Origin of the sequence: Acidithiobacillus sp. IBUN Pt1247-S3 (genome assembly GCF_041146875.1) — a bacterium.
Taxonomy (GTDB): domain Bacteria; phylum Pseudomonadota; class Gammaproteobacteria; order Acidithiobacillales; family Acidithiobacillaceae; genus Igneacidithiobacillus.
In genome coordinates this window covers 25,802-47,906 of the sequence record NZ_JBFRXP010000017.1, presented here as the reverse complement: position 1 = coordinate 47,906, position 22,105 = coordinate 25,802, and the positions used below count along the sequence as shown (strand labels likewise).

The following is a 22,105-nucleotide window of genomic DNA, read 5'->3' as shown; positions in this document are numbered from 1 at the left end:
TGCCGATGCCAAGCAATCGAGATACGTTAGCGCTTATTTTACCGGGCCGGCGACCCAATCTCAAAAAGCGAGGATCTCGCGCTTTTGTCCTTTGGGTAGGCTACCAATAATGCTCTGAATACGAGTCAGCATGCCAGAACGGTCGTTGGTGAAACGAATCCCGATCGCTGGCGGGTGTCCATCACGATTTTCTTTCGGCATGACCCAAATCACCTTGCCTTGCAGGGGGGTTCGCTGACCATTGTCGGGTAGGGTGATCATCAGCAGTACATCGGCGCCGATGGGCAGTAGATTCTGCGTCTCGACCAGAATCCCCCCGCCACGTACCTGAGGCAAAAAATAGCGCTGCACCGACTCGGCGTCGCGCAAGACCACCGAAAGCGCACGGGCACCAGAATCCAATGTACTCATTCTTCCCTGTCTCCAAAAAACCAACGCCACAATAGGCGTTCCAAGCGCATAGGTATTTGCAGATTCTGGCGCAGATCTGTCGCTAGGCACAACCAGGCCTGGTAATCCAGCCACAGCTCTGCCGGCGAACGACTTTTGGCTCGTTCCAACAGAGCCTGTGCAGCGGAATTTGCCTCTACCCCTTGTTGTAGTCGAAAAATGTCAGCATACAAGTCCAACAGCAAGTCTCGCAGCAACAGGATCCGTTCCTCGTCCTTACCCCACTGCGCTACCAGCCTCCATATCAGTTCCGAGCGCGGCGTTTCGCTACATAGTTGGGACTGCGCCTCCTGTAGTTCGCGCCAAACTGCAGCACTGACGAGCTCGAGGGCACGCCCCGGGCGGTCGGGGTAGCGCTCGGCAAGCGTCTGGACGTCCGCATCGCCCACGCCTTGAGAGCGCAAGTAGTGCGCGCAGGCTTCGACCTCACGCACAGGCGCCCTCAGTCGCTGGCAACGCGAGCGAATAGTGGGCAAAAGACGCGCGGGTGCGGCGCTCAACAGCAGGATGCGCGCGCGGGCGGGCGGCTCTTCCAGCCCCTTGAGCAAGGCGTTGGCCGCCGCGGTACTCATTTGCTCCGCGGCAAGGATACGCAGCACCCGCAATGGACCGGACTGCGGGGTGTAAGCAAGAAACTCCAGCGCTTCGCGAATTTGCTCAATCCCCAGGGTTTTGCCGTTTTTCGCAATGACATCAAGGTAATCGGGATGATTTCCGGCATCGAGCAAATGGCAGGAAAGGCAGTTGCCACAGGGTTCTTCGCCCGCCTGATGGCAGAGCCACAGACGCACGAGCTGCTCCGTCCATTCTGCGGCCAGACCATCTGTTGTCGCTTCGAGGAGCAAGGACTGCGGCAGCGCCCTGGCGCGATCTGCGACAAGCCAGGCGGGCGGGGCGAAATAGGCGAGCGCGGCGCTATCCATTGCCCGATCTGTGCGTGGGAACCCGCGTCAGCAATGCCGCACGCAGCTGCTCCTGCACCTGCAGCAGGGGCTGGCTGGCATCGATATGGCAGAAACGCTTTGGGTCGGAGGCAGCGCGCTCCGCGAAGGCCGCCCGGGCGCGGCGGAAAAAGTCGATACTCTCCAGCTCCATACGATCGGGCCGGCGATCGCGAATGCGCTCGGCGGCTAACTGCGGATCGATGTCCAGCCAAAAGGTCAGGTCGGGCTGGCGCGAGATCCCTGCCCAGTGCGACAGCTCGGCAATGCGCGCCAGCGGCACCCCTCGGCCACCGCCCTGATAAGCAATGGTGGAGTCCTCGTAGCGGTCACAGAGCAAGACCTTGCCTGCCGCCAGCGCTGGCAGGATACGACTGCGCAGGTGGTTATGCCGCCCGGCATAGAGCAAGAGCAGCTCCTCTTCCACATCCAGTTGCAAGTCGGGATTGAGAAAGATGGCCCGAAGGGCCTCGCCCAAAGGCCCACCGCCGGGTTCGCGACTGCGTTCTACGGTGTAGCCCAGTGTCTCGATCTGCTCGGTCAGGAAAGGCAAGACCGTACTTTTTCCGGCCCCCTCGATCCCTTCAAGCGTGATGAAAATTCCCGTTTTATCCGTCATTTTTGGTACCCGACTGGAGGTAGCGCTGGATCTGCTGCTGATGCTCCGTAAAGCCCTTAGAGTAGTGATATTCGTTGTCCTTGGCGATGAAATACAGATCATCACCCGGCGCAGGATGTAAAACCGCCTGCAGGGCCTGTTCGGAGGGCATAGCGATGGGGGTTGGCGGCAGGCCGCCATGCAGGTAGGTATTGTAGGGACTCTGCACCTGCATCTGCGTGGGCTTCAGATGTCCGTCATAGGCTTTGCCCAGGGCGTAAATCACCGTCGGGTCGGATTGCAGCGGCATCCCTGCCCGCAAGCGGTTGAGAAAGACGGCGGCAATGCGTTGTTGTTGCGCCTGCGGCGCGCCCTCGCGCTGCACGATAGAGGCCAGGATCAGCGCCTGATAGGGACTGCTCAGCGGCAGGTCACCGGCACGCTTCGGCCACAGTTTTTGCAGGGTCTGCTGCATGGCACGTGCGGATTGCCGCAATATGGTCAGGGCCGGCTCGCCGGGCACATAGCGGTAACTTTGCGGCAGCAGGCAGCCCTCGGCATTCTCTTGTGTAGCGGCCATCGCCCCAAGCAATTCGGGTAACTGTTCTGCAGGCGGGATGTCCGTGCGCGCTAAATAGGGTGCGTTCTGCAGTCGTTGATACACTTGTGCCAGATTCATTCCCGGTACAATGGTGAAGTTGAGGGGTTGCGTACGCCCGGCGCGCAAGGTTCCCAGCACGTCCGTCATATCCACGCGCCCGCGGAATAGATAAAGGCCAGCTTGTAAGGGCGGACGCCCGTCTATCTGCCAAAGCAGTCGAAACAGCCAGGGGGATGATAACAGACCCTTCCGCTGTAATTCGCGAATACTGATATCGACGCTGCTCCCCAATCGAATCGGCACCTTGACCCCCGCCGCTGGCAGTGAGGTCGGGTGGTACAGATCCCACAGAAGCCAACCGAGCAAGACGAGAATGGCGATGAGTATAAGCATCGCCAAGCGCCGCAACCAAGTCCTCACAAAGCCTCCGGAAACAGTCCCAAACCACGCTGCCACGCGCTAAGGCGCTGTGCCAAAGTACCAGCAGCGCCAGGGAGACCACGATCCTGCCATTGCTGTACCGGCCAGGAACCAATCAGGCTATTACAGAAGAGAATTTCCTCAGCTTGATGAAGAGCGTCCGGCGTTTCCCGCACGATTTTCACCGAAAATCCCCACTCCTCCGCCTGACGCAGAATGGCACCCAGTTGGATACCACTAATGCCGCCATCGTGCAGATCCGGGGTATAAAGTGCGTCGCCGTGGCGCCAAAGGAGATTGCTTTGAATACCCTCGCGCAAGAATCCTTCCAGATCACAGAGTACGGCCTCTTGCCACAACTCAGTCAAGGCTCGGCGGGCCAAAATTTGATTGAGCCGGTTCAGCGACTTGAGCGCTAAATAAGGCGCACCGCATTGCAGGGGAACCGTGGACAAGCCCGCACGGATGCCCTCTTGCCAATACGCGGCGGGCCGCTCAGGCCAGTCTTGCAAGAGAAAGAGCAGTTGCCCAATGCTTTCCTTTGGCGTGGCATAGCCTTGGCCCTCGCTGCGGACTAACAGGATCTTTAGCACCAGGCGCCCTGGCACTACACCACCGGGGAGGTTGGCTTGCAGCCGCTGCCAGTAGCGAGCCAAAACGGTATCTTCTGGGACGGAAATCCCCAATATGGCAGCGCCGTGGCGCAAACGCGCCAGATGTTCTTGCCAGAAAAGGGGTTGAGAAGAAATTATGGCGATGGTCTCAAAGAGTCCATCACCGTATTGGCTGGCCCGCGCAAGGGGGGGAAACGTAGCAGCGTCCTGGGAAACGCCATCGATACTGCAGGCCAGGACCGCCACAGGTCCTCAGTCGTGGAACTTGCGGAATATGAGGGTGCTGTTGGTGCCACCAAAACCGAAGGAGTTGCTTAGTGCGACCTCGATGGACTGCTGCCGCGCCACATTGGCTACATAATCCAGGTCACAGCCCTCACTCGGCTGCTCCAGGTTGATGGTCGGCGGCAGGATGCCATGGTGGATCGCCAGGGTCGTAAAGACTGCTTCGATACCACCAGCGGCGCCCAGGAGATGACCCGTCATCGACTTGGTCGAGCTCATGGCAACTTGCTTGGCATGCGCGCCAAATACCGCCTTCACTGCTTCCGTTTCAGCCAAGTCACCCAGGGGTGTAGAGGTACCGTGAGCGTTGATGTAATCGACGGCGTCCACGGGCAGACCCGCATTACGCAGGGCAACCTGCATACAACGCGCGGCGCCCTCCCCGCCACTGGCGGGCTGGGTCATGTGATAGGCATCAGCACTCATGCCGTAGCCGACTACCTCGGCATAGATCTTCGCCCCCCGCTTACGGGCAAACTCCAGCTCTTCCAAAACAAGAATACCGGCACCCTCGGCCAGTACAAAGCCGTCACGCCCCTCGTCCCAAGGCCGGCTGGCCTTTTCTGGATCGTCATTGCGGGTTGATAGGGCACGCGCGGCAGAGAAACCACCCAAACCCAGGGGGCTGATAGCGGCCTCGGCGCCACCAGCAATCATCACATCGGCGTCGCCATACTCGATGAGCCGCGCCGCATCCCCAATCGAGTGCGTGGCGGTAGAGCAGGCAGTCGCCATGGCGATATTCGGCCCTTTCGCGCCATACATAATGGAGACGTGGCCGGACACCATGTTGACGATACAGCGTGGGATGAAAAACGGTGAGATACGCCGTGGTCCACTCTCAGTGACAACGGAATGCTCCGACTCGATTCCCGGCAGGCCGCCAATGCCGCTGCCAATCGAGACGCCAACGCGTTCGGCAAAATCGGGGGTGATTTTGAGCCCGGAGTCTTCCATTGCCTCCATGGCAGCGGCAAGCCCGTAATGGATGAACAACTCCATCTTGCGGGCTTCTTTGACCGGCAAATACTGGCCAACGTCAAAGCCTTTGACTTCGCCAGCGATCTGCGAGGCATACGGCTCGGGATCCATACGCGTGACCCGGGCGATGCCGCTGCGGCCGTGGACAATGCTGTCCCAGGAGGCGGACAAACCGATGCCAACTGGAGAGACAATCCCCATGCCGGTAACTACTACACGTCTTTTCAACGCAGAGACTCCAAACCCAAAGGAGAAATAATCTTAGGCATCCTGCTTGGGTAGGTGCGCACTGACGTAGTCGATGGCCTGCTGCACCGTAGAAATTTTTTCTGCTTCTTCATCGGGGATTTCGCAATCGAACTCTTCTTCGAGGGCCATTACCAACTCGACGTTGTCGAGGGAATCGGCACCCAAATCGTCGGCGAAAGAGGCTTCGTTGGTAACCTCATCTTCATTCACACCCAATTGCTCGACGACCACTTTTTTCACACGTGCTGCGACATCATCCATGGGAGAGACTCCTCAGTTGGTAAAAATTATTTTCGGCAGAATTGGACCACAGCTAGCGCGGTCCTGTAAAGGTAAAAGGCGTCATCCCATCCACAGACCGCCATTTACCTGCAAGGTCTCGCCGGTAATGTAACCGGCCGCAGCAGAAGCCAGGAAGGCGACGGCGGCCGCCACATCCTGTCCGGTTCCCAGGCGGGCGGCAGGGATCTGCTGCAGGAGATGTTCGCGCTGCGCCTCGTTCAGTGCCGCGGTCATATCGGTGGCGATGAAGCCCGGGGCAACGCAATTAACCGTCACCCCACGCCCAGCAACCTCACGCGCCAGGGCACGGCTGAAGCCCATTACGCCAGCCTTGGCTGCGGCATAGTTGCTCTGCCCGGCATTGCCCATCATCCCCACTACCGAGGTGACACTAATGATGCGCCCATACTGCGCCTTGATCATATCGCGCACGCAGAGGCGGCTCAGGCGATAGACAGCCCGCAGATTGGTCTGCAGTACCCGATCCCAGTCTTCGTCTTTCATGCGCAGTAGCAACTGATCGCGCGTGATTCCGGCATTATTGATGAGAATGCTGGGGGCACCCAGATCGGCACGGATCTGCGCCAGGGTCGCATCCATGCCCGCATCATCGGTAACGTCCAAGACATAACCGCGGCCCTGCTCGCCAAGCTTGTCGCAAAGCGCCTCTGCCCCGACCGCACTGGTCGCCGTGGCAGCGACGCGCGCTCCCTGGGCGAGAAATTCCTCGACCACTGCCGCGCCAATTCCGCGGCTGCCGCCGGTAATCAGCACTACCTGCCCATCCATCGCGACGCTCATCAGAGGTCTTCCAGAGTGGTAACGAAACTCTTTTCATCATCGAGAGACAACATGCGCAGACTCGGCTCGATGCGTTTACCCAGTCCAGACAAGACCTTGCCCGGACCCATTTCGACAAAGGTGGTAGCCCCTTGCCGGGCGAGGAAGCGAATGCTCTCGGTCCAGCGCACTGGCGAAAAGATCTGCCGTCGTAATGCCTCGCGAATAGCCGCTGGATCACGGTGACTTTGTGCGTCCACGTTGTGCACCAGAAGGACGTTCGGACTGCGGATCTCCACCTGGGCAAGGTCAGCAGCAAATTGCTCCGCCGCCGCCTTCATCAAGGAACAGTGGCTAGGGACACTGACCGGCAACACAACGACCTTTTTCGCTCCGGCATCCTTGGCCCGTTCACTGAGCCGTTCCACGGCGGCGCGCTGACCGGCCACTACGATCTGCCCCGGCGCATTGAGGTTGGCCAATTCCAGGACTTCGCCCTGGGCCTCGCGCTGACAGAGGGTACGCAGCTCCTCTTCACTGATGCCAAGAACCGCGGCCATCGCGCCTTCGCCCTCAGGGACGGCACCCTGCATCAGTTCGCCACGGCGGGCAACCAGCTTGAGCGCGTCTGCAAAATCGAGACTCCCGGCAACTACCAGCGCCGTGTACTCACCCAGGGAGTGGCCGGCAACGAAGTCTGGATTCGACCCGCCTTCCTCTTCCCAGGCGCGGTACATGGCGTAGCCCGCGGTGAGCATCAGCGGTTGCGTCCAACGGGTTTGATTCAGCTCCTCGACGGGACCTTCCTGTGCCAACTGCCAAAGATCACGATGCAGTAGATCGGAGGCCTCGACAAATACGTCGCGCAACACCGGGCGGCTGGCGCTGATGGCGGCAAGCATGCCTACGGACTGTGATCCTTGACCGGGAAAAACGAAGGCGATGGAACCCTGCACTGGTACTCTCCTTGATACGAATTTAGTGACCTAACGCTCAGGTCCAGCGTAGCAGGGCCGAGCCCCAGGTGAAACCACCACCAAAGGCCTCGAGCAGCAGCAGCTGACCCGGACGGAAAGAATGGCGTCGTGCGGCATGGTCCAGGGCCAATGGGACGGAGGCAGCCGAGACATTACCATGCTCGCCCACTGTTACCACCACCCGCTCCATGGGTAGCCCCAATTTATCGGCCGTGGCCTGAATGATGCGAATATTGGCCTGATGCGGTACCAACCAATCGATATCACTGTCCTGTAGGCCATTGGCGGCAAGGGTCTCCTGGACGATCTCGCCCAAGGTACGCACGGCCATGCGGAACACCGCATTGCCCTGCATCGTCAAATGCGTTTCCGCCTGCGGGACCTGCAGGAGTTCGGCATAGCGCCCATCGGCGTGCAAGTGCGTAGAGAGAATACCGGGCTGATCGGCTGCAGTGAGAATAACAGCACCGGCTCCGTCGCCAAAAAGTATGCAGGTGCTACGATCCTTCCAGTCGACGATGCGCGACATGGTCTCGACACCAATGACTAGGGCCGTTTTGGCAGCACCGTTGCGCAGAAACTGATCGGCTGTGGCCAGGGCATAAATGAATCCGGTACACACTGCTTGCACATCGAACGCAGCAGCACCCTGATTTCCTAAGCGTGCCTGCACCAGACAGGCAGTGCTGGGAAAGATCTGATCCGGCGTTGTGGTCGCCACAATGATCAAGTCGATGTCCGCCGCCTGGAGCCCCGCAGCGCTTAGGACACGTTCAGCAGCGCGGGTTGCCATATCAACGCTTCCCTGTCCTTCTGCCGCCAAGTGCCGTTTATGTATACCGGTACGCGCAACGATCCATTCGTCGCTGGTATCCACCCAGGTGCTGAGTTCGTGGTTATCGAGCACTCTCTCCGGCAGGTAAGAACCGGTGGCGATCAATTGACTATAATTGGGCATGAGGCGCTATTACGAATTACTTGTGCCAAATCGTCTTGTACCACTTTGGCGATCTCCAGGGTAAGGCGGTGCCGGGCCTCGGCAATGGCCACTTCTACCGCCCGGGCAAAGGCCAGTCTGTCGGCATTGCCATGGCTTTTGATGATGATGCCATTTAGGCCCAACAGGGTCGCGCCATTGTATTGCCGCGAATCCAGTCTGCGACGTAAATTTTGTAGGATTGGGCGATTGATGAGATAGGCAAGGCGCCCATAAAAACCCTGGGTGTAACTCGCGCGCAATTCTTGCCGAACCATTCCTGCCAGCCCTTCGGAGGCCTTGAGGAAGATGTTACCGACAAAACCGTCACAGATGAGCACTTCACAGCCACCTTGATACACCTGTGTGCCTTCCACATTGCCGATAAAATTCAAATGACTCTGGCGTAGCAAGCCATTGGCTGCCTTTACCAATTCATTCCCTTTGATTTCTTCGGAACCAATGTTGAGCAAGCCCACCCGCGGCTTTTGCGTACCGGTTACTTGCGCGAAGAGAATAGATCCCATCACCGCAAACTGCAGCAGATGTTCGGGATGGCAATCCACATTTGCACCTAAGTCGAGCGCCAGGACCCGGCCTTTTTGCGTTGGCAAAAACGCCGCGATTGCCGGACGGTCGATACCAGGGATGGTACGCAAGAAGACCTTACCCATGGCCATGAGCGCACCGGTATTGCCAGCACTGACCACTGCATCCACGTGACCGTCGCGCAGCAGGCCAATCGCCACATGCATGGAGGAATCTCGCTTGCCGCGCAGCGCCTGGGAGGGCGCTTCGTCCATTCCTACAACTTGGCTAGCGTGTTGAATTTGCACCTGCGCCGTGTCTTTCAAACGGCTGCGCTGCAATTCGCGTCGCAATACGGCCTCGTCACCAACGAGATGAAACTGCACATCCGGATAGTCTTTGACGAGGCCAGCAAGGGCGCGCAGGACCGTGCGCGGTCCTGAGTCGCCACTCATGGCATCGACGGCAATCTGCGGCAATTTCTTGGTGCCCGAAACAGCGTTCAGGCTTCGACGGACTTGCGCACCATCTCGCGGCCTTTGTAGTGACCGCACTCGGGGCAAACGTGATGGGGCAACTTGCTCGCTCCGCAATGATCGCAGGTCGACCGGTTGCTCACTGTCAAGAAATCGTGAGCGCGGCGCATGTCGCGCTTGGACTTGGAGGTTTTACTCTGGGGAACTGCCATGATCTCGCTTCTCCATCAACAAACTACTGACTCGTATCGAGGCTTGGCACCTCGATTCCAGACACCGGACAAATGCCGGATGACCACTCCGTACAACGCGGCAAGAGCGGCAGCGCCAATAGCGCTTCTTCCTCCAGCCAATCCTGCACGACCAATTTTCCTTCCGGCGCCAACACCAGCTCACGCTCGGCATCAACTGCTGCCAGGGCCGCTTCGGACTCGGCTACCCCCACCTGCACATCTTGGCGAAGGTCACAGGGCATGCCACCCAGGCAACGCTCGCAGCGCAACATTCCCTGAATGCGCAGCTCACCATCGACCAAGAGCACCCGACCGCGTCGCTCTAAACGCAAATCCACAGTCACCGAATCGAGTCGCTGCACAGCTTGCTGCAAGCGTGCCCAGCGTGCAAAATCCGGCTCTCCGATCAGCTGTTCTCCCGCCACAGAAACGCGGGAAATCAGCAAGGTAGAAACGCTCGCCACAGTCATGAGGGCGGCATATTACCGAGCTCAACGGCGCGAGTAAAGCAGTTTTCTGCATGCAACTCAATGTTTCCCGGGTTTGACCCGGTTGTGCCCGGTTCTTTAGAATAGAAAAGATCCATGGGAGGCATCCGCGCTCCCATTTTTTGCATCTTAACTATCTGGATTCGAGGTGGGATTTGGACGCAGTCCTGGCATTGGCCGATGGGCGTATCTTTCATGGAGTGGGCTTCGGCGCTGCAGCCGTGCGCGCCGGCGAGGTTTGCTTCAACACGGCAATGACCGGTTATCAGGAGATCCTGACGGATCCATCCTATCGCGGGCAGATCGTTACCCTGACCTACCCCCACATCGGCAATGTGGGCATTAACCCCGAAGATGCCGAAGGCCGCGAGATCTTCTGTGCCGGGCTTCTGCTGCGCACCCTGCCGCGAGCGGCGAGCAATTGGCGCGCGCAGGAAGATCTCGACGCGTATCTGCGCCACCACAGCATCCCTGGCATGGCCGAATTTGACACCCGCGCCCTGACCCGTCATTTACGCGAACACGGGGCACAGAACGGCGCCCTTGCCGTTGGCAACACGCTGGACATTGATCAGGTATTGGCGGCAGCCCGTGTCTTTCCAGGCTTGGAAGGGGCCGATCTCATTGCTGAAGTTACTGATGGCAAACGGCACGAGTGGGCGCGCTGCAGTCCCAGTCCGGAGCATGATTACCTTAGCCAGGAACAGCGGCAGGCGAAGCACCATGTCGTTGTGGTGGATTTTGGTGCCAAACGCAATATTCTGCGCCTGCTCGCCGATCGCGGCTGCCGCGTCACCGTACTCCCCCCACAAAGCAGCAGCGCCGAAATCCTGAGCCTCGGCGCGGACGGCGTCCTTTTCAGTAATGGCCCGGGCGATCCCGCCGCCCTGACCCAGGCACAGGACACCATGCGCGCAGTCGTCGAAGCTGGCATCCCCACCTTTGGCCTCTGTCTTGGGCATCAGCTGCTCGGCCTCGCCCTGGGCGGCAAAACACAGAAAATGAAATTCGGCCACCACGGCGCCAATCACCCGGTACGCAACCTGCGGACTGGCCGGGTACTCATCACCAGCCAGAATCATGGCTTTGCCGTAGCCGCGGAGAGCTTGCCGGATAGTGTCGAGGTCACCCATGTGTCACTCTTTGATGGCAGCCTGCAAGGGATGCGCCATCGCCAGCTTCCGGTTTTCTCTTTCCAGGGACATCCCGAAGCTGGCCCCGGCCCCCACGATGCCAGCGTCATTTTCGATGAGTTCGTCGCCAGTTTCGCCACAAGGAAAGACCATGCCCCGGCGTGAAGATCTGAAAAGTGTATTGATCATCGGCGCTGGCCCCATTGTCATTGGCCAGGCCTGCGAATTCGATTATTCCGGCGTGCAGGCCTGCAAGGCCCTACGCGAAGAAGGTTGTCGGGTGATTTTGGTGAACTCCAACCCGGCCACCATCATGACCGATCCGCAGACCGCCGATGCCGTCTACATCGAGCCGGTAGAATGGGAGACGGTGGCACGAATCATCGAGCGCGAACGCCCCGACGCCCTACTCCCGACCATGGGTGGCCAGACAGCCCTTAATTGCGCCCTGGATCTGCACCGGGAAGGGGTGCTTGACCGCTTTGGCGTGCAACTGATTGGCGCCAGCATTGCCGCCATTCGCGAGGCCGAGGACCGGGGGCTGTTCAAGAAGGCCATGGAAGAGATTGGCCTAGAGGTGGCGCGCTCGGCCTTCGGGCATCAGCTTGATGAGGCGCGGGAGATTGCCGAAAGCATCGGCTATCCGGTAATCATCCGTCCGTCCTTCACCCTCGGCGGCACTGGGGGGGGCGTAGCCTACAATCGCGAGGAATTTGAAGAAATCGCCCATCGTGGTCTGGAGGCCAGCCCCACCCACGAAATCCTTATCGAGGAGTCGGTGATTGGCTGGAAAGAATTTGAAATGGAGGTAGTGCGCGACCGCGCCGATAATTGCATCATCGTCTGCTCTATCGAAAACATCGACCCCATGGGGGTGCATACCGGTGACTCCATCACCGTAGCCCCGGCGCAGACTCTGACCGATCGCGAATATCAGACCATGCGCGACGCGTCGATTGCCGTGCTGCGGCGCATCGGCGTCGATACCGGCGGCTCCAACGTGCAGTTTGCCGTCAACCCTCGCAACGGTCGCCTGCTGGTGATCGAGATGAACCCGCGGGTATCGCGTTCCTCCGCACTCGCATCGAAGGCAACGGGCTTCCCGATCGCGAAAGTCGCAGCCAAATTGGCCCTCGGTTACACCCTGGACGAATTGCGCAACGACATCACCCAGGCCACTCCGGCCAGCTTCGAGCCCAGCATCGATTATGTGGTGACCAAGATCCCCCGTTTCGCCTTTGAGAAATTTCCCGATGCCGACGCCCACCTCACCACGCAAATGAAGTCGGTGGGCGAAGTCATGGCCATGGGCCGGAGTTTCCAAGAATCTCTGCAAAAGGCCCTGCGTGGACTGGAAACGGGGATGGACGGGCTGAATGAGGTCGACAGCAAGAGCTTGAGCACAGCGCAGTTGGAGCAGGCCCTGCGTAACCCCGGGCCAGAACGGCTCTGGCAAACGGCCGATGCCTTCCGCCTCGGCTGGACGCTGGCGTGGGTCCATGAGCTGACGCAGATCGACCCGTGGTTTTTGGAGCAAATTGCCGAACTCGTAACCGTAGAAAATGACCTGCGCGGACTTGCCCTAGCCAGCCTAGACAAGTCCAAGCTACGCCGCCTGAAGCGCATGGGCTTTTCCGATAGGCGCCTGGCGCAATTACTTGGTTGCCGCGAGTCCGCCTTGCGCGAGCATCGCTATAAATTGGGTATTCGTCCGGTGTACAAACGGGTGGATAGCTGTGCCGCCGAGTTCCACTCTCCCACGCCCTATCTCTACTCCACCTATGAAGACGAGTGCGAGGCAGAGCCGACAAGCCGCAAAAAGATCATGATCTTGGGCGGCGGCCCCAACCGGATTGGTCAGGGTATTGAGTTCGACTATTGCTGCGTGCATGCGGCCATGGCGATGCGCGAAGATGGCTATGAGACGATCATGGTCAACTGTAATCCTGAAACCGTCTCTACGGATTATGACACCTCCGACCGCCTCTATTTCGAACCGCTCACCCTCGAAGATGTACTGGAGATCGTGGCAATCGAGCAACCGGAGGGCGTCATCGTCCAGTTTGGCGGTCAGACGCCGCTCAAGCTCGCCAATGATCTCGCGGTGGCCGGGGTGCCGATCATCGGTACCAGCCCCGACTCCATCGATTTGGCGGAGGACCGCGAGCGCTTTCAGCAACTGCTGCAGCGTCTGCAATTGCGCCAACCGGAAAATGCCATCGCCCGCAGTAGCAGCGAGGCCCTGACCCACGCCCGCGCCCTCGGTTATCCCCTGGTCGTGCGCCCGTCCTACGTGCTCGGTGGTCGTGCCATGCGCATCGTCTATGCCGAGGATGATCTGGAGCGCTATATGCAAGAGGCGGTGCGCGTATCCGAAGATCAACCAGTGCTCCTCGATCGCTTCCTGAACAATGCGCTGGAAGTCGACATCGACGCTGTCGCGGATGGCGAGCGGGTGTTGGTGGCCGGCATTATGGAACACATTGAGCAGGCGGGTGTGCATAGCGGCGACTCCGCCTGCTGCCTGCCGCCCTATTCCCTGCCGAGCGAGATACAAAGCCAATTGCGGCAGCAGACCGAGGCCTTGGGCAAGGCCCTGGGTGTGGTTGGCCTAATGAACTGCCAGTTTGCCGTGCAGGGATCGGATGTCTACGTCTTGGAGGTGAATCCCCGAGCCTCGCGCACCGTGCCCTTCGTTTCCAAGGCAGCGGGCATCCCTCTGGCCAAGATTGCGGCGCGCTGTATGGCGGGCAACACCCTGGCCAAGCAGGGTGTGGAAGAAATCACCTTGGGGCAGCACTTCAGTGTCAAGGAAGCCGTCTTTCCCTTCCTCAAGTTCCCCGGGGTAGATGTGCTTCTTGGCCCGGAGATGAAGTCCACGGGCGAGGTGATGGGGATTGGCACGAGCTTCGGCGAGGCCTTTCTTAAGGCGCAGATCGCCGCCGGCGAGCACTTTCCCCGACAGGGTACGGTATTCTTGAGCCTACGGGATGCCGACAAGGATGGGATCATCCCCGTTGCGCGTGAATTACATCGGCTGGGCTTTGCGCTGCTCGCTACCCGCGGCACTGCTAAGCATCTTGAACATGCCGGCCTGAGCGTCACGGCGGTGAACAAAGTTACCGAGGGGCGGCCCCACATTGTCGATGCCATCAAGAACGGCAAGGTGCAAATCATCATCAATACGGTCGATGAGCGCCAGTCGGTACGCGACTCCTTTAGTATTCGTCGCGCGGCCCTACAGATGGGCCTTACCTACTACACCACCCTGGCTGGCGCCACGGCGGGTACGGCTGCCCTGGGTGTACTGCTCAGCCAGGAGCGCAGTGTCGTTTGTTTGCAGGATCTGGCCAGCCAGTCCCCTTCCCGGAGGTAAAGTTCCATGAGTGATAAAATTCCGATGACGGTCGTCGGCGCCCAGCGTTTGCGCGAAGAACTTCAGCGGCTGAAAAGCAAGGATCGCCCCGCGGTGATCGAGGCCATCGCCGAGGCACGTGCCAAGGGCGACCTTTCGGAAAACGCCGAATATGATGCCGCAAAAGAGCAGCAGGGTTTTATCGAAGGACGTATCCGCGAAATCGAGGACTTCATCGCCCGTGCGCAAATCATCGATCCCAAGTCTTTGAATGCCGGTGATCGCATCGTCTTTGGCGCCACCGTCGAACTCGAGGACCAGGACGGACAAGCCATCACCTATCAAATCGTTGGCGATGCCGAGGCCGATATCAAAGAAAACAAGATCTCTATCAGCTCGCCCGTCGCCCGTGCGTTGATTGGCAAACATGAAGGCGACAGTATCGAGGTCATTGCCCCTGGCGGCACGCGCGAATACAGCATCCTCTCCGTTCGCTACATCTAAGTAGCACGACTGCGGCGCCCAGCCCGGGCGCCAACGGGAATCCTTTCTATGCTCCATCATTTCTATCTGTTTCTGCTCGCGGCCATACAAGGCGTAACGGAACTCTTCCCCATTTCCAGCCTGGGGCACAGCATTCTCGTGCCCGCCTTGTTCCGTTGGCCAATCGATCGTGATGCTTCGTGGTTTCTGCCTTTCATCGTCGTCTTGCACCTGGGCACGCTGGCGGCACTGCTAAGTTTCTTTTGGCGCGACTGGGTCGAGTTGATTGGCGCTTTTCTGCGTGATCGGGGTCGTCCGCGCAGTGCCGAGACACGCCTGCTCTGGCTCCTGATTCTGGCCAGCATCCCCGCGGGCCTACTCGGGCTAGCCCTCGCCCACCGCATCAAGGACCTCTTTGGTGGTTTCAGCTTTGCCGCGGTGGCCCTGATGGTGAATGGGGCATTACTGATCTGGGGCGATCATCTGCGTGCCCGGGAACCCAGTCATACCCTGGAGAAGCTCAGTTGGCGGCGCGCCCTGATTATTGGTTTTGCGCAATCTCTGGCACTGATTCCCGGCTTTTCCCGTTCTGGCGCAACCTTAGTGGCAGGCATTGGCGTAGGCTTGGACTATGCCAATTCGGCACGTTTTTCTTTTCTCTTGGCTACGCCCATCATTGGTGCCGCAGGCTTATTGGAAGTGCCAAAGCTAGCACATCAACATCTGAATCACGGACTTCTCGGCGTGATCGTGATCTCCGGGGTAATCTCTGCCATCTTTGCCTGGTTTTCCGTGTGGTTTTTGATGCGGTATTTTCACCAGCACGAAATCAAGGCATTACGCCCGTTTGGAATTTACTGCATTCTCTTTGGCGCTTTTGCGCTGATTGTCGGTAATGGCGGGTTGTAAAATCGTACCTGATGTCGATGCAAGTGCACTCTTTCAGGAGCGCTCTTCTGCCGCCATCAACTTGCCTACAGCACCCGTGGCAACGGCACTCTGCAAGGCCAGGGCAAGACCCACGGCGGTGAGGATGTAAAACACCCCCTGCACGCCAATCCAGCCCAGACCCCAGCCGCCAACTACGCCGCCGGTAAAAATGCCGAGAAACTGCATCAACGAATACACACCACTAGCGGCGCCACGTTGCTCTGGCGTAGTGGAGCGACTCATCATCGACGGCAAAATAGCAGAGGCGATATTGTAGCCAGTAAAGAAAATAATTGCGGCAATGCCTACCGCCCAAAAATGACCGGCAAAGATGCCCATGAGCAGCGCGCCGACGGCAATCACCACCCCACTCATCGACAGCACCCGCCGGTGCTCCTTGTTTTTTTCGGCATAGATCACTGGGTAGAGCATGAAAATAATCCCACCGAACATCACCGGCAGATACACTTCCCAGATGGCGCCCTGGGTAAGTTCGGTAGCACGCAGCAATTCCGGCGATAAGACAACAAAACTAGCACCCAAGACCATCTGCAAAATGAAAATACCGACACTGGCCGCCTGTACTGCGGGATGAGAGAAAATGCGCAGGGCATCGCGGAAAGAACCCATACGGCGCTGCTGCCTTTCGGGGATGCCAGGAATGACCAGGAATAAGGGCAAAAATGCCAAAACGCCGAAGACCGCCGCCCCCCAGAACACCCCAGCGAGGCCCGCAAAACCGTAGATGACGGGACCCAAGGCCATGCCCAGGACATAGGCGATAGAGATGCTGCCACCAATTGCCGCCATGGCCTTGGTACGATGAGCGTCGTCGGTGAGATCGCCCGCCGTCGCCAATAACACGGAAGAAACCGCTCCAGCCCCTTGCAACACACGCGCCAGGACCACTCCCCAGATGTTCTCCGTAAGCGCGCCCAAGACCGATCCGGCAATAAAAAGGAGCAGCCCAAACACCAGAACCGGTTTGCGTCCCAGGCGATCTGAGGCACTACCAAAGGGAAATTGCAGCAGGGCCTGAGCGAGACCGTAAATACCCACCGCCAGGCCCAAAAGAAAGGGCGTACTGTCGCGCATGGAGTGGCTGTCGAGGGCGAGCACGGGCATCAACATAAAGAGCCCGAGCATACGCGTCATGTAGATAAAACTGAGGCCGAAAACGGCCTTCTTTTCTGTTGCGGTCATTGGCGGGCCAGCTTGACGCTGGCGCCGCTTTTTAGAGGATGCCATAACCTAACAATGCCTTGCCCACAAGGAGTGCGGTAAAGAGAAGAAATAGATAACTGATGGAAAAGGCGAACATTTTACGCGCATACAAGTCCATCTCGGCACCTTCTGGCAACTTGCGTAGGCGTAGGGCCATGCCCACAAACCAGGCCCCAGCAATCCAGGCAATGCCACCATATATCCAATCGTGGTTGAGGAAGGCCGGGACCAAACTCACCAGCCAGGTAGCTACTGCATAGACCAGGATCTCCTTGCGCGTACGGTCTACCCCGTGGGTCACCGGTAACATGGGGATACAGGCCTTGGCATAGTCCCGCCGGCAGTAGATGGCCAGGGGCCAAAAATGCGCTGGGGTCCAGACGAAGATCAAGGCCACCAGAAAGAGTGGCAGCAAGGCCACCGTGCCGGTCACTGCGGTCCAGCCAATCAACGGTGGCAACGCACCCGCCAGCCCGCCCCAAACGATGTTCCACGGCGTACTCGGCTTGAGATACAGGGTATATACGACGCCATAACCCACAGTGCCAAGCAAGGTCAGCGCCAAGGTCAGGGGATTGGTCCAGGTCCACAACACAGCAATACTCACGCTGAGCAGGACCGTGGCATAGGCGATCGCCCCCTTGCGACCGATGCGGCCCTCGGCGAGAGGCCGGCGATGAGTGCGGCGCATGTGCTGGTCGAGCTCCGGCTCAACAATTTGATTGAGGACGCCTCCGGCACCGCCAGCGAACGCGATGCCGAGCAAACCAGCCAGCGCCGCTGGCCAGTGCTGGATACCATTGGGGGCAAGCAACTCACCCACCAAAGCAGTAAACACCAGCAAAGAAACCACCCGCGCCTTGGCCAAAACCCAGAGGTCGCGCAGCAATTGTACGCCAGCATTCGGGCCAGGAAGAGTTAAGGGTGATGAGGTACCAAGAGACTTAGCCATTTGTTTTCCTTACCGCCATACGAGGACGATAGCGAGACTCATAGAGAGCACCATGCCCTGATGAAAGGCCACCATGATCCCAGGATCCTTGGGCTTGAGGTTGACCGAGTGAAACAAGAGAAAGCCGACGGCGACCTGAATCACCGCCAAATAGAAGGCCACCGGATAGGCCGGCATCATCCAACCCAGAGTCGCAACCAGGAGCAATGCCGCGCTGACGTGCGCCGCCACCGTCCACTGTGAGGCCTTCTGTGGCTTCACAAAGGCGCCAATGGCCTTGCCAAAACCGCGCTGCCCGGTGGTCATACCGCCCAGCAATACGGCAAAGAGTAGCGCGTGCAACGCGCCCATCGAACCGAGGTAGGTCCAGAAATTCATGCCCGGATAGACCAGATTGACCAAAAAGATCAAAAAGACCCCGTAGGCGAGTAGCCCATGGATACCATGGACTAGGGAAGGGGCCTTACCGGCCAGGACGTAGAGGGTACCCATGCCAAAGAGCGCGGTAACCACAATCAGTCCCAAACCGGAAAGGGTATTAACGTCTAGCGCAAGAATGGCAAGAGCAACTGCAACGAGGCCGACCAGGGTAGCCACAACCCGGTGTGCAGCCTCCGGATCGCTGCGCAACATCAAGATCACAATGTTGCGGGTATAGGGCCACTTGGTCCCCAACGACAGACCATAACCGAAGCCTTCCACCAGACTACCGAGCAGGATCAGCACCATGGCAAAGCCAACTTCGGTAGTCGACAGCGCGCGCACCAGGGCATCGACAATGCCCCCGTTGCTACGCAATCCCTCGACCACCCCCGCTGCGACAGCAGCTATCAATGCAATCCCAATGAACTTGCCAATGGCACGCACGAAGGGGGTCATTTCCGGTTCGACGGCGTGGGGGATTCTCTCCCGTCCCGTCGCTGCGGCTACCCGACCACTCTCTACAACGCCAGACATATTTTACTCCCGGATGCTCAGTGCATCCCCGGCATGATCGGCATGGTGCGCAGGTAGAGCTGCGAGAACATCCACCAGGTCAAGCCGATCGTGATAATGAACAACGGAATGAAGAGCACCAAGGAAACCGTGTTCCAGATATTGTGCTCCGAGATGTCGATGTGCAGCAGAAAATAGATCTGCGCGACGATGGCAATGGCGGCACAAACCGTTATCACCAGCAACAGGCCAAAGGGCGGAAAGGCATGCGAGGAGACCATCGCCGTGGCCCCAGTCATCAGGATCAGGGAGACCAGAAAGCCGGTAAAATAGCCGCGGGTGCTCGCCATTTGCACTTCCGGGTGCAAGATCGGATTGTCGTGACCATGACTCATGACATGTACCCCCAGAGATAAACAAAGACGAAGACAAAGACCCAGATGATCGCTTGCAAATGCCAGAACATGCGCAGGCTCAACAGACGACCCACGGTATCGGTGGTGAAGCCTTTGCTCATCACCTGCGTCATCATCACCAGAATCCAGATCAAGCCGAAGAAGATGTGGGCAGCATGAACCTGTGTCAGAACGATAAAAGCTGAGGTGCCACCACTGGTTTGTACCGTGATCCCGTGCGCGGCCAAGTCCATCATGTCGTGGATGTCGAGACCAAGGAAAACCACGCCCAGAACAAAGGCAGCGATCAGGCCGTTCATCAGACCAGCCTTGTTACCCTTTTTGACGGCGCTCATCCCCATGCCATAGGCCAGCACGCTCAAAAAGAGCGCCACGGTCTGGGTAAAGGTGTACCAGGGGTGAACGAAATCCGCTGGGGTTGGGCCATTGAAGTAGCTATGGGAATAGCTCAGCACTCCATAGGCAGCGAACAAGGTAGCGAAGAGCATGCCGTCGCTGAGCAGGTAGAGAAAGTACCCAAAACTGCGGGTAGAGATCACGTCATGGCCGTGGTAGTGGGTGTCCCACAACACTGCCTTACTTGGATCGGGTGAATCATGTGCACTCATAAATCAAATCCTCTTGTATGGGGCGTGACCTGCGCCACGCCCACCATCCTTAGTGCTGATCGCCAGAGCTCGGCGGTGTACCCAAAGGGCTCACGTCATGGCTTTCATAGGCCATCGCCCCGCCAGGAACGGCATGCCCGCCCGGATGCGGCAGGTATCCTTCTACCTGCTGCTGACGTTGCATCGCCTCGCGCTCCATCTTCTCGAGTTCCGCTGCAGTGACGATGTAACCGGGATCACCACGCCAGGAACGCACGATCATCAACACGATAATGGCCAGCAAGCTCAACAGACTGAGCCACCAGACCCGCCAAGTCAGGGCAAAGCCCAAGACGAAGGTCAACGCACCAATATAGACCGCAACGCCGGTATTATTCGGCATGTGGATATCGACGTACTTCGTCGGCTGTGCCTCACTGATACCGTTGTGACGACGCCAAGCCAGCTCATCGCGGGCGTTGATGTGGGGGGTCACGGCAAAGTTGTAGAACGGCAGCGGTGAGTGGGCCAACCACTCCAGGGAACGCGAAGTACCCCAGGCATCTTGCGCAACACGGTTTTTCACCCGATCACGGGTACTGACATAGAGCAGCACAAAGAAGGCTGCCACCGACAGGCAGTAAACGGCAATGCCGATTTCCTCGGTCACTAGGTACGGATGCCAAGCGGTGTTGAAAACATAATCCAAACGCCGGGTCTGCCCCATAAAACCGAGCATGTACATCGGCACAAAGACTAGGGCCGTACCGGCACTAAAGAGCCAGAACATGGTTTTCGCCCAAAACTCGTCGAGTTTGAAGCCAAAGACCTTGGGGAACCAGAAGATCACTGCGCCAAAAATGGCATAGACGATCACCAGCAACATGGAGTGGAAGTGCGCAATCACGAAGACGCTGTTGTGCACCATGTAGTTGATCGCCGGGATGGCCAGCATCATACCGGTCAAGCCACCGATCAAGAGTAGGAACAGGGCACCGATGGCCCAAAGCATCGCTGCGGTGTAGGTGATGCGCCCGCGGTACATGGTAAAGGCCCAGTTGAAGACCTTCACACCGGTGGGGATGCCGACCAGCATGGTCGCCACACTGAACGCGCTGTTGACGTCTGGTCCCGCGCCCATGGTGAAGAAATGGTGCAGCCACACCAGCCAGGAAACTCCGGCAATAGCGAAACTCGCTGCCACCATGGTGATATAACCGAATAGCGGCTTTTCAGAAAAGACGGGGAAGATTTCCGACATCATGCCGAAGGCCGGCAGGATCACGAAGTACACTTCGGGATGACCCCAGAGCCAGAACAGGTTGGTGTACAACATCAAATTGCCGCCAAAGCCCGCAGTAAAGAAATGCGCACCAAAGTAGCGGTCACAAGCCACCAAGAACAAAGCCACCTGCAATGCGGGAAAAGAGGTTAACGCAATGATGTTGGCCGACAGACTCGCCCAGGTGAAGATGGGCAAGCGGAACCAGGTCATACCCGGCGCGCGCATTTTGACAATGGTCGCGATCAGGTTGATACCGCCTAGGGTCGTACCGAGCGCGGTCAGCTCCAGAGTCCAAATCCAGTAATCCACACCCACGCCGGGGCTATACTGTAGCTCGAAGATTGGCGCATAACCGAACCAGCCATTGTGCGCAAAGTCGCCCACAAAGAGCGAGATCATGATCAGTGCCACAGCAGCAGCCGTAATCCACAGACCCAAGGCATTCAGGTAGGGATAGGCCATATCGCGCGCACCAATCTGGATCGGCACAATGATATTCATAAAGCCTACCAGCAACGGCGTAGCGGCCAACAGGATCATGATCAATCCATGGGCGCTATAGACCTGTCCAAAGTGGAAAGGCGTCAAATACCCATGCACCGCCCCAAACACACCAGAGGATTGCGGCCCGTTGGCCCATACCTGCTGGGTTCGAATCATCAAACCGTCGATAAAACCGCGGAAGAGCATGACCAAGCCGAGGATGATGTACATCACCCCAAGTTTTTTATGGTCGACCGTAGTCAACCACTCTTTCCAGAGATACCCCCACTTGTGGTAGTAAGTGATGAGTCCGAACACCAGAATTGCGCCGATGACCACGGCCACGAAGAGCGGCGCGAGGATCGGATTCGTATAGGGGATCTGGTCTATTGCCAGTCTCCCTAGGATGGGGTTCCAGCCCCCAGGCACTTGAACGAGCATT

At 58.4% G+C, this 22,105-nt stretch carries 23 protein-coding genes; 4 read left to right on the top strand and 19 right to left on the bottom strand.

Annotated elements, in window-relative coordinates; genetic code table 11:
* Positions 1-60 precede the first annotated feature (60 nt).
* The 13 genes from AB4090_RS11680 to AB4090_RS11620 all read right to left on the bottom strand — a co-directional run bounded on the left by AB4090_RS11680 (position 61) and on the right by AB4090_RS11620 (position 9,861).
* Complete coding sequence (locus AB4090_RS11680) at positions 61-411, bottom strand: PilZ domain-containing protein (RefSeq protein ID WP_369574059.1); 351 nt, start codon at positions 409-411, stop codon at positions 61-63.
* Positions 408-1,373, bottom strand: a complete 966-nt coding sequence (locus AB4090_RS11675) for a DNA polymerase III subunit delta (protein WP_369574058.1) — start codon at positions 1,371-1,373, stop codon at positions 408-410. The genes AB4090_RS11680 and AB4090_RS11675 overlap by 4 nt, the downstream gene beginning before the upstream one ends.
* On the bottom strand, positions 1,366-2,010 hold the full coding sequence (gene tmk, locus AB4090_RS11670) for a dTMP kinase (RefSeq protein WP_369574057.1): 645 nt from the start codon (positions 2,008-2,010) through the stop codon (positions 1,366-1,368). Before tmk ends, AB4090_RS11675 begins: the two co-directional genes overlap by 8 nt.
* Positions 2,000-3,010, bottom strand: a complete 1,011-nt coding sequence (gene mltG / locus AB4090_RS11665; RefSeq protein ID WP_369574056.1) for an endolytic transglycosylase MltG — start codon at positions 3,008-3,010, stop codon at positions 2,000-2,002. Before mltG ends, tmk begins: the two co-directional genes overlap by 11 nt.
* The gene (locus tag AB4090_RS11660) at positions 3,007-3,870 is read right to left on the bottom strand and encodes an aminotransferase class IV (RefSeq protein WP_369574055.1); all 864 of its coding nucleotides are present in this window, start codon (positions 3,868-3,870) and stop codon (positions 3,007-3,009) included. Before AB4090_RS11660 ends, mltG begins: the two co-directional genes overlap by 4 nt.
* Positions 3,871-3,876: 6 nt before the next feature.
* Positions 3,877-5,118 carry a beta-ketoacyl-ACP synthase II gene (fabF, locus tag AB4090_RS11655; RefSeq protein ID WP_369574054.1) on the bottom strand — a complete coding sequence of 414 codons (1,242 nt, stop codon included), beginning with the start codon at positions 5,116-5,118 and terminating at the stop codon, positions 3,877-3,879.
* A 33-nt stretch (positions 5,119-5,151) separates the two neighbouring features.
* The gene (acpP, locus tag AB4090_RS11650; RefSeq protein ID WP_369574053.1) at positions 5,152-5,400 is read right to left on the bottom strand and encodes an acyl carrier protein; all 249 of its coding nucleotides are present in this window, start codon (positions 5,398-5,400) and stop codon (positions 5,152-5,154) included.
* An 81-nt stretch (positions 5,401-5,481) separates the two neighbouring features.
* Positions 5,482-6,222 (bottom strand): 3-oxoacyl-ACP reductase FabG, encoded by a 741-nt coding sequence (gene fabG, locus AB4090_RS11645; RefSeq protein WP_369574052.1) that lies wholly within the window; start codon positions 6,220-6,222, stop codon positions 5,482-5,484.
* The gene (gene fabD / locus AB4090_RS11640) at positions 6,222-7,157 is read right to left on the bottom strand and encodes an ACP S-malonyltransferase (protein ID WP_369574051.1); all 936 of its coding nucleotides are present in this window, start codon (positions 7,155-7,157) and stop codon (positions 6,222-6,224) included. The genes fabG and fabD overlap by 1 nt, the downstream gene beginning before the upstream one ends.
* Before the next feature lie 37 nt (positions 7,158-7,194).
* Positions 7,195-8,136, bottom strand: a complete 942-nt coding sequence (locus tag AB4090_RS11635) for a beta-ketoacyl-ACP synthase III (RefSeq protein WP_369574050.1) — start codon at positions 8,134-8,136, stop codon at positions 7,195-7,197.
* Positions 8,115-9,161 (bottom strand): phosphate acyltransferase PlsX, encoded by a 1,047-nt coding sequence (gene plsX / locus AB4090_RS11630; protein ID WP_369574049.1) that lies wholly within the window; start codon positions 9,159-9,161, stop codon positions 8,115-8,117. The genes AB4090_RS11635 and plsX overlap by 22 nt, the downstream gene beginning before the upstream one ends.
* 23 nt (positions 9,162-9,184) lie before the next feature.
* Positions 9,185-9,370 carry a 50S ribosomal protein L32 gene (gene rpmF, locus AB4090_RS11625; protein ID WP_369574048.1) on the bottom strand — a complete coding sequence of 62 codons (186 nt, stop codon included), beginning with the start codon at positions 9,368-9,370 and terminating at the stop codon, positions 9,185-9,187.
* Between the two features lie 23 nt (positions 9,371-9,393).
* The gene (locus AB4090_RS11620) at positions 9,394-9,861 is read right to left on the bottom strand and encodes a YceD family protein (protein WP_369574047.1); all 468 of its coding nucleotides are present in this window, start codon (positions 9,859-9,861) and stop codon (positions 9,394-9,396) included.
* A gap of 173 nt (positions 9,862-10,034) precedes the next feature.
* Between AB4090_RS11620 and carA the strand changes: the two genes are divergently transcribed.
* Genes carA through AB4090_RS11600 form a run of 4 tightly spaced genes read left to right on the top strand, consistent with a single transcriptional unit; the run spans position 10,035 to position 15,759 of the window.
* Positions 10,035-11,177: a glutamine-hydrolyzing carbamoyl-phosphate synthase small subunit gene (gene carA / locus AB4090_RS11615; RefSeq protein WP_369574046.1), complete on the top strand. Its 1,143-nt coding sequence runs from the start codon at positions 10,035-10,037 to the stop codon at positions 11,175-11,177.
* The gene (gene carB / locus AB4090_RS11610; RefSeq protein ID WP_369574045.1) at positions 11,164-14,388 is read left to right on the top strand and encodes a carbamoyl-phosphate synthase large subunit; all 3,225 of its coding nucleotides are present in this window, start codon (positions 11,164-11,166) and stop codon (positions 14,386-14,388) included. Before carA ends, carB begins: the two co-directional genes overlap by 14 nt.
* A 6-nt stretch (positions 14,389-14,394) precedes the next feature.
* Positions 14,395-14,871 carry a transcription elongation factor GreA gene (gene greA / locus AB4090_RS11605; RefSeq protein ID WP_369574044.1) on the top strand — a complete coding sequence of 159 codons (477 nt, stop codon included), beginning with the start codon at positions 14,395-14,397 and terminating at the stop codon, positions 14,869-14,871.
* 48 nt (positions 14,872-14,919) lie between these two features.
* Positions 14,920-15,759, top strand: coding sequence for an undecaprenyl-diphosphate phosphatase (locus AB4090_RS11600; protein ID WP_369574043.1), 840 nt, complete (start codon positions 14,920-14,922; stop codon positions 15,757-15,759).
* Between the two features lie 33 nt (positions 15,760-15,792).
* Here the strand turns inward: AB4090_RS11600 and AB4090_RS11595 are convergent, their stop codons facing one another.
* From AB4090_RS11595 to AB4090_RS11570, 6 genes are read right to left on the bottom strand one after another with little or no spacing between them, the layout of a single operon-like run.
* Positions 15,793-16,983 (bottom strand): MFS transporter, encoded by a 1,191-nt coding sequence (locus tag AB4090_RS11595; RefSeq protein WP_369574042.1) that lies wholly within the window; start codon positions 16,981-16,983, stop codon positions 15,793-15,795.
* 31 nt (positions 16,984-17,014) lie between these two features.
* On the bottom strand, positions 17,015-17,956 hold the full coding sequence (locus AB4090_RS11590; RefSeq protein ID WP_369574041.1) for a heme o synthase: 942 nt from the start codon (positions 17,954-17,956) through the stop codon (positions 17,015-17,017).
* 9 nt (positions 17,957-17,965) lie between these two features.
* Entirely contained in the window at positions 17,966-18,913 is a 948-nt protein-coding gene (locus tag AB4090_RS11585; RefSeq protein WP_369574040.1) for a cytochrome C oxidase assembly protein, read from the bottom strand.
* Between the two features lie 17 nt (positions 18,914-18,930).
* Positions 18,931-19,287, bottom strand: coding sequence for a cytochrome o ubiquinol/quinol oxidase subunit IV (locus AB4090_RS11580; protein ID WP_369574039.1), 357 nt, complete (start codon positions 19,285-19,287; stop codon positions 18,931-18,933).
* Positions 19,284-19,916, bottom strand: a complete 633-nt coding sequence (locus AB4090_RS11575; protein WP_369574038.1) for a cytochrome c oxidase subunit 3 — start codon at positions 19,914-19,916, stop codon at positions 19,284-19,286. The genes AB4090_RS11580 and AB4090_RS11575 overlap by 4 nt, the downstream gene beginning before the upstream one ends.
* A gap of 49 nt (positions 19,917-19,965) precedes the next feature.
* Complete coding sequence (locus AB4090_RS11570; RefSeq protein WP_369574037.1) at positions 19,966-22,104, bottom strand: cbb3-type cytochrome c oxidase subunit I; 2,139 nt, start codon at positions 22,102-22,104, stop codon at positions 19,966-19,968.
* Position 22,105 lies beyond the last annotated feature (1 nt).

Bases quoted from the DNA above. Each gene is read 5' to 3' on its own strand.
- AB4090_RS11575 (WP_369574038.1), bottom strand. From the start codon at position 19,916: ATGAGTGCACATGATTCACCCGATCCAAGTAAGGCAGTGTTGTGGGAC.
- AB4090_RS11635 (WP_369574050.1), bottom strand. From the start codon at position 8,136: ATGCCCAATTATAGTCAATTGATCGCCACCGGTTCTTACCTGCCGGAG.
- carB (WP_369574045.1), top strand. From the start codon at position 11,164: ATGCCCCGGCGTGAAGATCTGAAAAGTGTATTGATCATCGGCGCTGGC.
- AB4090_RS11570 (WP_369574037.1), bottom strand. From the start codon at position 22,104: ATGCTCGTTCAAGTGCCTGGGGGCTGGAACCCCATCCTAGGGAGACTG.
- AB4090_RS11675 (WP_369574058.1), bottom strand. From the start codon at position 1,373: ATGGATAGCGCCGCGCTCGCCTATTTCGCCCCGCCCGCCTGGCTTGTC.
- AB4090_RS11580 (WP_369574039.1), bottom strand. From the start codon at position 19,287: ATGAGTCATGGTCACGACAATCCGATCTTGCACCCGGAAGTGCAAATG.
- AB4090_RS11680 (WP_369574059.1), bottom strand. From the start codon at position 411: ATGAGTACATTGGATTCTGGTGCCCGTGCGCTTTCGGTGGTCTTGCGC.
- rpmF (WP_369574048.1), bottom strand. From the start codon at position 9,370: ATGGCAGTTCCCCAGAGTAAAACCTCCAAGTCCAAGCGCGACATGCGC.
- AB4090_RS11600 (WP_369574043.1), top strand. From the start codon at position 14,920: ATGCTCCATCATTTCTATCTGTTTCTGCTCGCGGCCATACAAGGCGTA.
- AB4090_RS11620 (WP_369574047.1), bottom strand. From the start codon at position 9,861: ATGACTGTGGCGAGCGTTTCTACCTTGCTGATTTCCCGCGTTTCTGTG.
- AB4090_RS11590 (WP_369574041.1), bottom strand. From the start codon at position 17,956: ATGGCTAAGTCTCTTGGTACCTCATCACCCTTAACTCTTCCTGGCCCG.
- fabG (WP_369574052.1), bottom strand. From the start codon at position 6,222: ATGAGCGTCGCGATGGATGGGCAGGTAGTGCTGATTACCGGCGGCAGC.
- AB4090_RS11585 (WP_369574040.1), bottom strand. From the start codon at position 18,913: ATGTCTGGCGTTGTAGAGAGTGGTCGGGTAGCCGCAGCGACGGGACGG.
- greA (WP_369574044.1), top strand. From the start codon at position 14,395: ATGAGTGATAAAATTCCGATGACGGTCGTCGGCGCCCAGCGTTTGCGC.
- tmk (WP_369574057.1), bottom strand. From the start codon at position 2,010: ATGACGGATAAAACGGGAATTTTCATCACGCTTGAAGGGATCGAGGGG.
- acpP (WP_369574053.1), bottom strand. From the start codon at position 5,400: ATGGATGATGTCGCAGCACGTGTGAAAAAAGTGGTCGTCGAGCAATTG.
- AB4090_RS11595 (WP_369574042.1), bottom strand. From the start codon at position 16,983: ATGACCGCAACAGAAAAGAAGGCCGTTTTCGGCCTCAGTTTTATCTAC.